Annotated in this window: 13 protein-coding genes; 3 read left to right on the top strand and 10 right to left on the bottom strand. The window is 70.1% G+C overall.

Annotation, left to right across the window (positions count from 1 at the left end; genetic code table 11):
• The 7 genes from L0H79_RS15285 to L0H79_RS15255 all read right to left on the bottom strand — a co-directional run.
• On the bottom strand, positions 1-890 hold an 890-nt coding region (locus L0H79_RS15285; protein WP_301485494.1), incomplete at its 3' end, for a TIM barrel protein.
• Positions 887-2848, bottom strand: a complete 1962-nt coding sequence (gene iolD / locus L0H79_RS15280) for a 3D-(3,5/4)-trihydroxycyclohexane-1,2-dione acylhydrolase (decyclizing) (RefSeq protein ID WP_301485492.1) — start codon at positions 2846-2848, stop codon at positions 887-889. The genes iolD and L0H79_RS15285, both read right to left, overlap by 4 nt.
• Complete coding sequence (gene iolB / locus L0H79_RS15275; RefSeq protein WP_301485491.1) at positions 2845-3732, bottom strand: 5-deoxy-glucuronate isomerase; 888 nt, start codon at positions 3730-3732, stop codon at positions 2845-2847. Before iolB ends, iolD begins: the two co-directional genes overlap by 4 nt.
• 98 nt (positions 3733-3830) lie before the next feature.
• On the bottom strand, positions 3831-4724 hold the full coding sequence (locus tag L0H79_RS15270; protein ID WP_301485490.1) for a deoxyribose-phosphate aldolase: 894 nt from the start codon (positions 4722-4724) through the stop codon (positions 3831-3833).
• Positions 4721-5695: a 5-dehydro-2-deoxygluconokinase gene (gene iolC / locus L0H79_RS15265; RefSeq protein WP_301485495.1), complete on the bottom strand. Its 975-nt coding sequence runs from the start codon at positions 5693-5695 to the stop codon at positions 4721-4723. The genes L0H79_RS15270 and iolC overlap by 4 nt, the downstream gene beginning before the upstream one ends.
• A 5-nt stretch (positions 5696-5700) precedes the next feature.
• Positions 5701-6597, bottom strand: a complete 897-nt coding sequence (locus L0H79_RS15260; protein WP_301485489.1) for a TIM barrel protein — start codon at positions 6595-6597, stop codon at positions 5701-5703.
• Positions 6594-7598, bottom strand: coding sequence for a Gfo/Idh/MocA family oxidoreductase (locus L0H79_RS15255; RefSeq protein ID WP_301485488.1), 1005 nt, complete (start codon positions 7596-7598; stop codon positions 6594-6596). Before L0H79_RS15255 ends, L0H79_RS15260 begins: the two co-directional genes overlap by 4 nt.
• Before the next feature lie 96 nt (positions 7599-7694).
• Here L0H79_RS15255 and L0H79_RS15250 point away from each other — a divergent pair, with 96 nt between their 5' ends.
• Positions 7695-8432, top strand: coding sequence for a GntR family transcriptional regulator (locus tag L0H79_RS15250; protein WP_301485487.1), 738 nt, complete (start codon positions 7695-7697; stop codon positions 8430-8432).
• A 652-nt stretch (positions 8433-9084) separates the two neighbouring features.
• Here L0H79_RS15250 and L0H79_RS15245 read toward each other — a convergent pair.
• Positions 9085-9894, bottom strand: coding sequence for an SDR family oxidoreductase (locus L0H79_RS15245; protein ID WP_301485485.1), 810 nt, complete (start codon positions 9892-9894; stop codon positions 9085-9087).
• Between the two features lie 44 nt (positions 9895-9938).
• Here L0H79_RS15245 and L0H79_RS15240 point away from each other — a divergent pair, with 44 nt between their 5' ends.
• On the top strand, positions 9939-10727 hold the full coding sequence (locus L0H79_RS15240) for an exodeoxyribonuclease III (RefSeq protein ID WP_301485484.1): 789 nt from the start codon (positions 9939-9941) through the stop codon (positions 10725-10727).
• A 37-nt stretch (positions 10728-10764) separates the two neighbouring features.
• Here L0H79_RS15240 and L0H79_RS15235 read toward each other — a convergent pair whose 3' ends face one another.
• Positions 10765-11016: a type II toxin-antitoxin system RelE/ParE family toxin gene (locus L0H79_RS15235; RefSeq protein ID WP_301485483.1), complete on the bottom strand. Its 252-nt coding sequence runs from the start codon at positions 11014-11016 to the stop codon at positions 10765-10767.
• A 3-nt stretch (positions 11017-11019) separates the two neighbouring features.
• The gene (locus tag L0H79_RS15230) at positions 11020-11301 is read right to left on the bottom strand and encodes a type II toxin-antitoxin system Phd/YefM family antitoxin (protein WP_301485482.1); all 282 of its coding nucleotides are present in this window, start codon (positions 11299-11301) and stop codon (positions 11020-11022) included.
• Between the two features lie 74 nt (positions 11302-11375).
• On the opposite strand from L0H79_RS15230, the gene L0H79_RS15225 reads away from it, so the two are divergent.
• Positions 11376-13433, top strand: a complete 2058-nt coding sequence (locus L0H79_RS15225) for a transglycosylase domain-containing protein (protein WP_301485481.1) — start codon at positions 11376-11378, stop codon at positions 13431-13433.
• Positions 13434-13681 lie beyond the last annotated feature (248 nt).

The raw sequence follows: 13681 nt of genomic DNA, 5'->3' as shown, positions 1-13681 counted from the left end.
CCGCCTCCGCAGGTGGTCAGGTACTGGTAGGTGCGTTGCGCGATGGGGAAGGGCGCCTCGGGCGGGCAGGGGTACATGTCCTGCTCGACGATGGCGAAGAGTTCGGCGTCGAGGCCTGAGAGCGCTTCTAGGATCGGCGGCATGTCGGGGATGCCGAGCGGGGGCTCGCACATCGCCCCGCGCCGCACGGCCTCGCCGAAGCCGACGCCCTCGGCATGGGCCGCCTCGACGACCGCAGGGTCGACCTGCTTGAGGTGCACGTAGCCGATGCGGTCGGGGTAGTCGCGGATGAGGGCGAGGTTGTCGCCACCGCAGTAGGAGATGTGCCCGGTGTCGAGACACAGGGACACGAGCGACGGGTCCGTCTCGTGGAGGAACCGCTCGACGTTGACGTGCGTGTCGACGTGGGTGTCGGCGTGGGGGTGGAACTGGATCTGCAGGCCGTACTCGTCGCGGATCTGTCGCGCGAGCCGGTTCATCCGGGCGGCATATGGGCCCCACTCGTCGTCCCGCAGCTGGGGCTCCTCGAGGACCTCACCGGTGGTGGCGTTACGCCAGAACTCGGGGATCACGACGAGGTGCTTGGCGCCGACGGCGGCCGTGAGGCGAGCCGCGGCGGAGACGTCGCGCCACGTCGAGTCCCACGAGTCGGGCCGGTGCAGGTGCTCGAAGATCGTCCCCGCGGTGATGGTGAGGCCGCGCTTGCCGACCTCGTCCTGCAGCCGGGCAGGGTCGGTGGGAAGGTAGCCGAACGGGCCGAGCTCGATCCGGGTGTAGCCGGCTTGGGCCACCTCGTCGAGGAACCGCTCCCACGGGGTCTGCTGCGGGTCGTCGGGGTGCCAGACGCCCCATGAGTCGGGGGCGCTGCCGAGCTGGACGGGTCGGGTCATCGGTGGCCTGCTCCTTCGGAGGAGGTGATGAGGGGGCGTTGGGTGGCCTTGTAGCCGAGGTAGGTCTGGTATGCCGCTCGCGTCGAAGTGAGCTCGCTGACCTGCGAGACCGGAACGTCCCACCACGAGTCGCTGTCGGGAGCGTAGATGCTCGGGTCGGTCTCGACGTGGATGACGACGGGCCCGCCGTGGGCAGGTGCGGCCTTGGCCTCCTTGACGGCGGCCTCGAGACCCTCCCGGTCGTGCACCTCGATGACGTGGGCTCCGAGGCTGCGGGCGTTGGCGGCGAGGTCGACGGGCAGGGAGTCCCCGTCGAGGCGGCCGGACTGCTCGTCCCGGTAGCGGTAGCGGGTGCCGAACCGTTGCGAGCCGAGGGACTCCGACAGCGAGCCGATCGAGTGGAAGCCCTGGTTCTGGACGAGGACGACCACCACCTTGATGCGCTCCTGGACGGCGGTGACGAGCTCTGTCGGCATCATCAGGTAGCCGCCGTCGCCAACCATGGCGAAGACGTCGCGGCTCTCGTCCGCCAGCCGGATACCCAACGAGGCCGGCACCTCGTAGCCCATGCACGAGTAGCCGTACTCGACGTGGTATGCCTTGCGGTCGCGCACCCGCCACAGCTTGTGCAGGTCGCCCGGCATCGAGCCGGCGGCGCACAGGACGATGTCGCGCGGGTCGGTCAGCTCGTTGATCGCGCCCAGGACCTCGCCCTGCGTGAGCAGGCCGTCGGCGAGCCGGCCGGTGACCTCGGCGGGCGGGTCGTAGGCGGCGACGACATTCGCGTCCCAGGCCTCCCAGAGCCGCGTCTGCTCGGCGCGGTACTCGTCCGGCGCGCTCCACCCGGCCAGGGCGTCGGTCAGCGCGGAGAGCGCTTCCCGGGCGTCGGCGACGACGGAGAGCCCTGCCTGCTTGCCGGCGTCGAAGTTCGCGACGTTGATGTTGACGAAGCGGACACCTCTGCGCTGGAAGGCGGTTCGCGACGCCGTCGTGAAGTCGGCCCACCGGGTGCCGACGCCGATGACGACATCGGCGTCGCGGGCTAGGGCGTTGGCCGCCGTCGTGCCGGTCGACCCGATGGCGCCCATGAGCTGCGGGTCGCCGTGCAGGAGCGAGCCCTTGCCCGCCTGGGTCTCGCCGACGGGGATCCCGGTCGCCGCGCAGAACTGCGTCAACGCGTCCTCGGCACCGGAGTAGTGCACGCCGCCGCCGGCGACGAGCAGAGGCCGCCGCGCCGTGCGGATGACCTCCGCGGCCGCCGCGATCCGCGCGGCCTCGGCGGGCGGACGGGCGATGTGCCAGACCCGCTCGGCGAACAGCTCGACGGGCCAGTCGAAGGCCTCGGCCTGCACGTCCTGGGGCAGGGCGACCGTGACGGCACCGGTCTCGACGGGGTCGGTCAGGACACGCATGGCGCCGAGCAGGGCCGACGGTAGCTGCTCGGGGCGATCCACCCGGTCGAAGAACCGCGACAGCGGACGGAACGCGTCGTTGACCGTCACGTCGGCGGCATACGGCTGCTCGAGCTCCTGCAGAACGGGGCCGGACACTCGCGTCGCGAAGGTGCCGGACGGCAGGAGCAGGACGGGGATGCGGTTGATCGTCGCGAGCGCCGCACCGGTGAGCATGTTCGTCGAGCCCGGGCCCACTGAGGCCGTGCAGGCCCAGGTCTGCAGCCGGTCCTTCTGACGGGCGTAGCCGACGGCGGTGTGGACCATGGCCTGCTCGTTGCGGGCCAGGACGTACTCGAGGCGGTCGGCCTCGGCCGCCTCGAGCTCGTTCTGCAGCAGCGCCTGCCCGAGCCCGGCGACATTGCCGTGGCCGAAGATGCCGAAGCAGCCGGCAAAGAGCTTCTGGCGCTGGCCGTCGCGCTCGCTGCACTGGTTGGCGAGGAAGCGCACGACCGCCTGCGCCACGGTGAGGCGTTCCGTCTCGCGAACCGGTTCGGTCTCGTTCATCGCTTGCCTCCGAAGGGAAGTCGTGGGTCGACGGCCTGGCCGGGCCACGTCTCGCGGACCCAGGCGTGGGCCGGGTCGTCGCAGATCAGCCAGGCCCGCTCGGTTCCGGGGCCGGCCATGACGTTGAGGTAGTAGATGTCGTAGCCGGGCGGCGCAGTCGTCGGCCCGTGCCAGCCGTGCGGGACGAGGACGACGTCGCCGGCGCGCACCTCGGCGAGCACGTCGATGGGCCGCTCCGAGGTCCCGTAGACGCGTTGGTAGCCAACCGCCTCCGGTCCCCCGGCGAGCTCGTAGTAGTAGATCTCCTCGAGCTGGGTCTCCTGCCCCGGCCGCTCTTCGTCGTGCTTGTGCGGCGGGTAGGAGCTCCAGTTCCCCGCAGGCGTCAGGACCTCGCACGCGATGATCGCGTTCGCGTCGAGCGTCGCCGGAGTGCCGAAGTTGCGCACCTCACGACTGGCCAGACCGGCTCCGCGCATCTCGACCGGGACGTTCTCACGAGCGATCCGCGCGACCGAGGGGGTATGCCGCTCACTGGCCTTCGCGCCACACACGGCCACCCGCGCGGGGCCGCCGTTGGCCGTCACCGTCAGGGCGAGGTCTCGGGCGACATAGGCGACGTCGGTGGGCCCGGCGAAGACGTTCGACCGGCCCTGCAGCGACAGCTGCTGCCCGTCGGACTCGACCGTCACGGCCCCTGACAGCGGCACGACGATGTGCTCCCACTCGTCGGCAGCGAGAGTGCGGGCGCCGCCGGCCGCCAGCTCGGCGACATACAGGCTCGTGTGCTCCCAACCAGGCAGCGACGCGTCGATGCAGACCTGCCAGCCATCACGCTCGGCCGTCCCGAGGGGGCGGACCCACTGGTCGTTGTCACGCCCGCTCATACCCACCGCCGCGCCTCTTTGCTCCGCTCCGGGCCGCCCACGCGGAGCGTGGGACCCGCCTCGCCGACGCTCGGTCGGGTCCTCGCGTCGGTCCGCGCTCACCCCGTACCCCCGTGGACCAGTCCCGCCGCGATGTCGACGGCCTTGGCGACGTCGTCGTCCTGCGGGTAGAGCAGGGCCCGCCCGATGACGAGGCCACGGACGGCGGGAAGCTCGAGCGCGCGGCCCCACAGGTCGTAGGTGTCATCGGGGTGTCCTTGCGGGTCACCGCCGAGCAGGAGGGTGGGCAGTGTCGTCGCGTCCATGACCCGCTCGAGCTCGTCGACGACGGGCAGCTTGAGCCACGTGTGGGCACTCGATGCCCCGAGACCGGAGGCGACGTGGATCGACTTGATCGTCGAGTCGGGGTCGAGCAGGTTGACGACACGTCCGTCCCGCCGCTCGGACCAGAACGGCTCGACCATGGCCATGACCCTAGCCGCCCCGAGCTCCGTGACGGCGCGGGCACTGGCCTCGAGTGTCGCCGCGGTACCGGGGTCGTCGAGTGCGACGCGGGTCAGCATCTTGCCGCCGTCGAGGCCGTTGGCCACGATGTCCGAGGCTCGATACGCGGTGAAGCGGTCGTCGAGCTCGAAGACGGCACCCTGCAGGCCACCGCGGTTCATCGAACCGATGACGACCTTGTCGTCGAGGGCACCCAGGAGCAGCAGGTCGTCGAGGACGTCGGGGGTGCCCAGCACCCCGTCGATGCCGGGACGGGCCAGGGCGGTCGCGAGCCGCTCGAGCAGGTCGGTGCGGCTCCCCATCGCCATGCGGTCCTCTCGCACGCCCAGCGCGCCGCGCGCCGGGTGGTCGGCTGCGACGATGAGCAGCCGGCCGTCCGCCGGGACGAGCTCTCGATGGCGGCGCGCTGCCCACGCGTCGGCGATGCGCTGCGGCTGGCGAACGCGGATCTCGGTCAGGTCCTCGATGGTGACCTCGGTTGTGCTCATCGGTCTGCTCTCCGCTGCACGGTCCCGCTCGCGATGGCGGCATCCACCTCGTGGGCCGTCGGCATCGCGCTCGAACACTCGAGCCGGGAGGCGACGATCGCTCCGGCGACATTGGCGAACTGCAGGATGCGGCGCAGGTCCCAGCCCGCCAGGAGCCCATGCACGAGAGCGCCACCGAAGGCGTCGCCGGCACCGAGACCGTTGACGACCTCGACGGGGAATGGCGGCATCTCGACCCGCTCGTCGGCGGTCGCCGCGAGGACACCCTTCGGGCCCTGCTTGACGATGGCGAGGTCAAGACCTCGCTCGAGAAGCGCGTCGGCGGCGCGCTGGGGGTCGGTCTCACCGACGGCGACCTCGCACTCCTCGCGGTTGCCGACCGCGACGGTGACATGCTCGAGGGCCTCGCCGACGGCCGTGTTCGCCTCCTCGGGGTGCGGCCAGAACATCGGCCGGTAGTCGAGGTCGAGGACCGTGTGCACCTTGCGACCCCGGGCCTGCCAGGCCGCGAAATGCGCTGTCCTGCTGGGCTCCTGGGAGAGACCTGTCACGGTCGACCAGAAGATGCCCGCGTCGCGGATCGCATCGAGGGGCAGCTCGTCGGCCTCGATCATGAGGTCAGGCGCGATCGGGTAGCGGTAGAAGTAGAGCGGGAAGTCGTCGGGCGGGAAGATCTCGCAGAAGGTGACCGGGGTGGGCGGGCCCTCGACCGCCGAGACGAAGGCGTCGTCCACGCCGAAACCCTGTAGCGCCTGGTGGATGTAGCGCCCGAACGAGTCCTGGCCGGTGCGGGTGACGATCGCAACGTGATGCCCGTGCCGGGCCGCGGCGACTGCGACGTTGGTGGCGCTGCCGCCGAGGAACTTCTCGAAGGTGCGCACGTCCTCGAGTCCGACGCCGTGCTGGAGCGGGTAGATGTCCACCCCGGTGCGTCCCATGGCGACGAGGTCGTATGCCGCTGTGTCGGCCATCGTGGTCACGCCCCGACCGCGACAGAGAGCAGATGGTCGATGCAGGCGCGGACGTCCGCGACCGGGTCGACACCGGTCTCGGCGGGACTGCCCGTCAGGATCGTGTCCTGCTCGAGGACGTACCAGCCCTGGTAGCCGGCGCTCTCGAGTGAACGCACGATCGTCGCGATGTCGACGTCGCCGTGTCCGAGAGGCACGTACATCCCGGCGGAGACGGCATCGGTGTAGGTCGTCTCGTGGGCCTGCACTGCCCGGGCCAGCTCGAGCCTGACGTCCTTGAGGTGGACGTGTGCGATCCGGTCCGGGTGCGCCGCCGCCAGTGCCACCGGGTCTCCCCCGCCGATGAGCAGGTGCCCGGTGTCGAGACAGAGGCCGATACGGCTGCCGGCGAGGACTCGCTGCGCCTCGTGGCCGCTCTCGACCATCGTCCCGACGTGCGGGTGCAGGGTCGCGGTCAGGCCCTTCCCGGCGGCCGCCGCGTCGATCCGGTCGAGGTTGTCGAGCAGGGTGGCCCAACCGTCGTCGTCGAGGACAGGTCGCTCGTCGTAGCCCTCGGCGCCGGTCGCGGCGGCGATGACGACGGTGCTCGCCTGGGCCGCGACGAGACCCCTCATGGCTGACTCGACCTCTGGCAGCGGGTCGTGGTCGGGGTCGTGCAGCACCACAGGTACGAACTGGCCGACGGCCCGCAGGTCCTGGTCGGCCAGCGCCTGCGCCTTGTCTGCCGGGGCGTCCGGCAAGAAGCCGTCGGGCCCGAACTCGGTTGCGGCCAGGCCAAGCTCGCGCATCTGGCGCAGGACCGCGTCCGGGGCGAGCTGGTATCCCCAGCCGGGGACCTCGCACACGCCCCACGAGATGGGCGCGCCGGCGATGCGTGCGGCGACAGGGTCGGTCACGGTCATGCTCCTTTGATCTCGGTCAGGTCGACCGGGCGGCGCTCGGCGCGGGAGCGCTCGCAGGCCTCGGCGACGCGGAAGGCCTGGAGGGCGTCGTCGACGGTGCACGGGCTCGGCGTGCGCCCGGCTGCGACCTCGAGGAATGCGCTCAGCTCGGCGCGGTAGGCAGGCAGGAACCGCTCCATGAAGGACCACTTCTGCGGACCCTTGGGGAAGTCGACGCCGGTCTCGGCGGACCGGAAGGCGAGGGAGTCGTCGAGGCCGACCGCGACCGCGCCCTGCTCGCCGTGGATCTCCAGGCGGACGTCGTGGCCGCCGCCGTTGTAGCGGGTGGACGAGACGAGCACGAGCGTGTCGTCATCGAGGGTGAGGATCGCGGCGGCCGAGTCGACGTCGCCGGCCTCCCGGAAGAAGGCGGCTCCCTTGTTCGCGCCGGTCGCGTAGACGCTGGCGACCTCGCGTCCGGTCACGTAACGGATGATGTCGAAGTCGTGGACGTTGCAGTCCCGGAAGATCCCACCGCTCGTCGGGATGTAGGAGGCGTGTGGTGGGGACTGGTCGTGCGTAGCTGCCCGGATCGAGTGGATGAAACCGAGCTCACCGGACTCGATGGCAGCCTTGGCATTGCGGTAGCCGATGTCGAAGCGGCGCTGGAACCCGATATGAACCGGGACCTCGGAGCCCGCGGCGAGGTGGGCCAGCTCGATCGTCTCCCCCAGGGTCGCGGCCACCGGCTTCTCGCAGAAGGTCGGCACACCGGCGGCAAGTCCTTGGCGAAGAAGCGGCGCGTGCCCGGGTGTGGCGGTGGCGATGACGAGGGCGTCGACACCGGAGGCGAGCAGCGCGTCGACGCCGGGCTGGACCTCGAGACCCTTGTCGGCCGCCACCTGTTGTGCCAACCTGGCGTCCTGGTCGGTCACGACGACCTGGCTGACCCCGGGCAGGCCCGAGAGGGTGTCTGCGTGGAAGGCGCCGATGCGGCCCACGCCGGCAAGTCCGATTCGCATGGCGACCAGCGTTGCGGACAGCAACCCAGGTGTCAAGCCTTTGTTAGGACATTCGGACGTATTGTTATCTGAACGTCGCTCCCCTACGCTTCGCTCATGGTGGAGCGAGTCGAGGTCCACATCGATCGTGGCTCGCCGATGCCGCTCTACCACCAGCTCGCCGAGCAGCTGGCCACGGCCATCACGGACGGTACGCTCCAGCCCGGCGACCCCTTCGAGAACGAGATGGCCCTGACCGAGCGCCTGGGCCTGTCCCGACCGACGATCCGACGCGCCATCCAGGAGCTGGTGGGCCAGGGACTGCTCGTGCGCCGTCGCGGGCTCGGCACCCGGGTGGCCAACAGTCGCGTGCATCGCAAGGCCGAGCTGACCAGCCTGTACGACGACCTGCGCCTCGTCGGCCGGGAGCCGCACACGAAGGTCCTCTCGTTCAGCGTCGACGTCGACGAGAAGGCCGCCGCAGCGCTCGACCTCCCGCTCGACGAGAAGATCCTCAACTTCGTGCGCCTCCGGTATGCCGGCGACGATCCGCTCGCGGTCATGCACAACTGGCTGCCGCCCAGGTTCGCCGACATCACCGAGGACGAGCTGTGCTCTCGGGGCCTCTACAGCCTGCTCCGTGACCGTGGGATCCGGCCGGTCGTGGCCCGCCAGACCATCGGGGCGCGGCCTCCGACCGCCACCGAGCGACGCCATCTGGGCCTCAAGCCCTCTCAGCCCGTACTGACGATGACCCGGTGCGCCTTCGACGCCGCCGGCAACCCCGTCGAGTACGGCGACCACTCGTACCGCGCCGACGGCTACTCGATCGAGGTCATGCTCGACGAACGCTGAGCGGTCCCCGCCGCGCCGAGCCACCACGACAACCCACACCAACAGCAGTTCTCGTGGTCAAGACGGGCCGGGTGTGAAGGCCGGTTGTTGTTGACCCTCGTTCTGTCGCTCTCAAGGCCCCTCGCCGCAGGTGCGCACCGGCTTGGCCCCTGACCTCCGCCGCCGCTTCCCGTAGCTCGTCCGGACTGATGCGGTCCTTGCGCACGAGAGAGTCACCGAGTGCGACGAGGTCGACCAACGACAGCTGCCGCAAGTCGGTGAAGGTCTGGGCAGGCGCGGTGAGCCGGACACCGCGGAACTGCTCCACCTTGGTGTGCGGTCGGGCCCGGTGTCCGACGATCCCATCCTTGCGGCTCGGGAGCCCAGCACTGGTGACATGGATATCAGGCTCGTCGGGGACAGCGCCGCCCCAGATCTCGGCCGCGGTGTGGTGTGGCGGTGTGGTGTGACAGCGCGCTCTGCTTCGGCGTCACGAGCAGGGCCGCACGTCCCCGGGTCAGCGTGTCCAACTCCACCGCCGAGTCGACCCACACCCCGCGAAAGATCTGGGTGTAGCGCGGAGGACGCAGCTGCCACGTCAATCGCACTTCTCGAGGCCCCTCGGTCGGGAAGTGGTGCCCGCTCGACCGGGCCGTGCTGCCCGCTCGACAGGTCAGTGGCCCCCGGACCCGGAGGACTCGCCACCCGAGCCGGAACGACGCAGGGTGCGGGCGCGGCTGCGCACGAGCGAGCGAGGCATGACCCGCAGCAGTCCGACGACGGCCTTGTACTGCGGCCCGGGCACCGAGAGAACCCGGCCCTTCTCGACATCGGCCAGCGCGTCCGCGACCACGCGCCTGGCCTCGAGCCACATGAACCCCGGCGTAGAGTCCCTGCGGATGCCGGACCGCTGATGGAACTCGGTGTGGGTGAAGCCCGGGCAGAGCGCCGTCGCCGTCACGCCGGTACCGGCGAGCTCGGTCGCGAGGCCTTCGGTGAACGTCGTCACCCAGGCCTTCGCGGCCGAGTACGTCCCGGACGTGAGGAAACCCGCGACGGACGAGACGTTGACGATACGGCCCCTCCCCCGCGTCGACATCGCCCTCGCCGCCGCATGGGAAAGCACGAGGACGGCCAGGACGAGGACGTCGAGATGGCGCTCCTCGTCGGCGACGTCGTTCTGCAGGAACTGCCCCTTGAGGGCGAACCCGGCGTTGTTGACGAGCACGTCGACCGGCCGGTCCGGGTCGGCCAGCCGGTCGGCCACCCGCTGTAGCTGCGTCCGCTGGGCCAGGTCGGCCGGGAGCGTCTCGGCGTGAGCGGCATACGTGCTGTTCAGCTCGTCGGCCACCCGCTCGAGGCGGGCGGTGTCGCGGGCGACGATGACGAGGTCGTGCCCGCCGGCAGCGAGCTGGCGCGCGAACTCGAGGCCGATGCCGGAGGTCGCGCCGGTGACGAGGGCGATGGGTTTGGGCTGTGCCATGCCGCCACCCTAAGCGGACCACCCCACGAATAGGGTTGGGGGTCATGCGCATCGCCACGTGGAACGTCAACTCCATCCGCTCCAGGATCGATCGGGTCGAGGCGTTCCTCACGCGGGTGGACATCGATGTCCTCGCGATCCAGGAGACGAAGGCGCGGGACGACCAGTTCCCGTTCGAGCGGTTCACGCGGCTCGGCTACGAGGTCGTGCAGCACGGCCTCAACCAGTGGAACGGTGTCGCCATCGCCTCGCGCGTGGGCCTGCAGGACGTGTGCCTCGGCTTCGACGGGATGCCGGGCTGGGGCGACCCCAGCGCGCCGGAGGCCCGCGCGATCGGGGCGGTGTGCGCCGGAGTGCACGTCTGGTCGCTCTACGTCCCCAACGGCCGGACGCTCGAGGACCCGCACATGGGCTACAAGCTCGAGTGGCTCGCGGCCCTCGCCGCCGCCGGGCGAGCCTGGCTGGCGGCCGATCCCACGGCGCAGATCGCTCTGCTCGGCGACTGGAACGTCGCACCCTTCGACGAGGACGTCTGGAGCGTCGAGTACTACGAGGGCAAGACCCATACGTCGCCAGGAGAACGGGCCGCCTACCAGGCGGTCGTCGACGCCGGGTTCGCCGACGTCGTCAGGCCGTTCCACCCGGGGCCGGGGACCTATACGTACTGGGACTACACGAGGCTCGCGTTCCCGAAGCGGCGCGGCATGCGGATCGACTTCGCGCTCTGCTCACCGACGCTCGCTGCACGGGTGACCGGTGCCGTCATCGACCGCGAGGAGCGCAAGGGCAAGGGTGCCTCCGACCACGCGCCGGTCGTCATCGAGGTGCGGTGACCCACGGCGTGGACTGAGTGCCGCAGCAAGGCCGCAGTCAGCCTGGACGGTAGATGTCAGCGCGATGATCGATGACCACGATCGTGACGACATCACTCACGCGATAGGGGGTCCGGAAGTCGCCCCGGCGGGCACTGTAGATCCCGTCCATCTCGAGACGAAGGGGCTTGCCGACACGCCGCGGGTTGTGCGCGAGCGGCCCATATGCGAACTCGACGACGGCAGAGGGGACCTTCTCCGGGAGTCGCTGGAGTGCGCGCTTCGCTCGTGGCGTCCATGCGATCTCCATCGGTCACCCAGACAAGAGCCCGAGTGCTTGATCCTTGGTCAGTACCTCGGCCTCACCGCGACGGCTCTCAGCGAGGCTCACACGGATCTGTGCGATGAGCTCGGGGCGACCCATGACGTCCAGGGTCTCCTCGAGCGAGGCCAGATCGTCGATCGACACCACCACCGCAGCCGGGCGGACGTGCTTGGTGATGACGACCCGATCGTGCTCCCGCTCGACCTGGTCGACGACCTCCGAGAGCCTGTTCTTCACATCCTTCAGTGCCAGGGGCCCGGTGATCGACATGGCCACAGGTGTAGCCACCTGCCAGCCGAAGGACGTCCAGCAAACGTCCAGACTGTGCACCTACCGTCGAAGGGATGGCTCACAGGAACGCGATGCACCGGACCATCACGCTGCTCACCGCCTTCGCCGGGGTGGCGGTTCTGCTCGGCGTCCTCGCTGCCGGCGTCGCCGCCCCGCCGGTCGCCGCACTCGGGAGGCTCGCGCAAGCCGGAGACGACGCGTTCAACTCGCTACCGAGCTCGTTCACGGTCAACCCGCTCGCCCAGGGGTCACGGATTCTCGCCGCCGACGGCTCACTCATCGCGACCCCGCAGGACCAGTACCGCATCGTGGTCCCGTTGAGCAAGGTCGCACCGATCATGCGCGAGGCCCAGGTCGCCATCGAGGACAGCCGCTTCTACGAGCACGGCCCCATCGACCCGGAGGGAATCGGACGCGCCATCATCGAGAACCTCCGGACCGGGACCGCGAGCCAGGGCGCCTCGACGCTCACCCAGCAGTTCGTCAAGATGAGCCTGCAGGCGCAGGCCCTCGCGGCCGGCAACGACCAGGCCGCCGAGGCCGCCACCGCCAAGACCTTGGTGCGCAAGCTGGTCGAGCTGCGGTACGCGATCGGGCTCGAGCACACCTGGACGAAGGACCAGATCCTGCAGGGCTACCTCAACATCGCCTACTACGGTGACGGTGCCTACGGGGTCGAAGCCGCGGCCCGGCACTACTTCGATGTCCCCGCGAGCCGGCTCACGCTGACCCAGGCGGCGACCCTCGCCGGGCTGGTCCAGAGCCCGAGCACGACCGACCCGGTGCACCACGCGAAGGCCGCCCAGACCCGTCGCGACGTCGTCCTCGACCGGATGCACGAGCTCGGGATCATCAGCGACTCCGCGTGGACGAAGGCCAAGAAGCACCCCCTCAAGAAGGACCTGCACGTCACCGAGCCGCCGAGCACCTGCGCTGCCTCACCGGAGCCGTACTTCTGCCAGTTCGTCATCGCCTGGCTGCTACAGCAACCCGCGCTGGGCAAGACCGCCCAGGCTCGCCATGACCTGCTCTACCGCGGGGGGCTGACGATCCACACCACCCTCGACCCGAAGATCCAGCAGACCGTCGACGAGTCGATCCGCGAGGTCGCCCCGGAGAAGAACCACATCGGCGTCTCGGCCGCGGCCTACGTCACCGAGCCCGGCACCGGCAAGGTCCTCGCCTTCGGCCAGAACACCCAGTTCGGCCTGACCCCGAAGCAGGGTGTCACCGCGATCAACTACTCCGTCGACAAGACCTACGGCGGGTCCGGCGGCTTCCAGTTCGGCTCCACCGCAAAGGCATTCGCGCTCGTCACTGCCATGAATCAGGGGCTCGGGCTGGACGCGACCGTCGACGCACCGCACGCGGACGCCCACCACTACGCGACGTTCACACCCGAACAGTTCCCCCAGCCGTGCGGGCTCTACCAGCCCTGGCACGTCTACAACGACACCCCCGGCGGCGGACACATGTCCCTGATGCGGGCGACGGCGATGTCGACGAACACCGCCTTCGTGGCTCTGGCCGAGCGGCTCGGGGTGTGCCACATCCGCGACACGATGCTCGCCTTCGGCATGCACGACGCCGACGGGTCGCCGATCGGCAAGTACCCGCCGCAGGTCATCCTCGGCGCCCAGACGATCTCGCCGCAGACGCTCGCCAACGCCTATGCCGGTATCGCCGCGGATGGCGTGCTCTGCCAGACCTACCCGGTCACCGAGGTACTGCGCGGCGGCAAGCCCATCTGGCAGCCGAAGCCGTCGTGCAAGCGGGTCGAGCCGTCCGGACCGGTCAAGCAGGCGACGAGATACCTCATGTACAACATGACCAACGGCTCGGGCATCCGCAACCAGCTCGACGGCCGCCAGTCCGCGGGGAAGACCGGGACCGCCGACGGCAACTCCCAGTCGTGGTTCGTCGGCTACACCCCACAGCTCGCGACCGCGGTCTGGGTCGGCAACCCGACCGACCCGACCCGCCGGATGTTCAACGTCTCCATGGCCGGCAAGTACTGCGCGTCGATGACCGGCGCCTGCTACGCCGCCCCGATCTGGAAGCGGATCATGAGCCGGACCCTCGACGGCGAGCCGGTCCTACCCATGCCGTAGGCCACCCGCGCGCTCCCCTCGAACGGTCCGTCGATGGCGGACGGAGCCACCCGCGAGACGGCAGCGCGCCGGCTCCCCCCACGCCCCTCGCGCGGGTCAGACGAGGGTCAGACGTCGGCAGTCTGTCCGAGCAGGCGGGTGAGCCAAGTGCCTGATCTTGACGGGCCGCAGTTGACGGCTGTCGGGTGGACCACTAAAAAGGCACCAAGGTCTCTTCTCGCAGAGAGCGGGGCGGTCATGCACGGTAG

The organism is Intrasporangium sp. (genome assembly GCF_030452765.1).
Taxonomy (GTDB): Bacteria; Actinomycetota; Actinomycetes; order Actinomycetales; family Dermatophilaceae; genus Intrasporangium_A.
The sequence above is the reverse complement of the archived record's forward strand: the minus strand, read 5'-3'. Positions and strand labels throughout refer to the sequence as shown.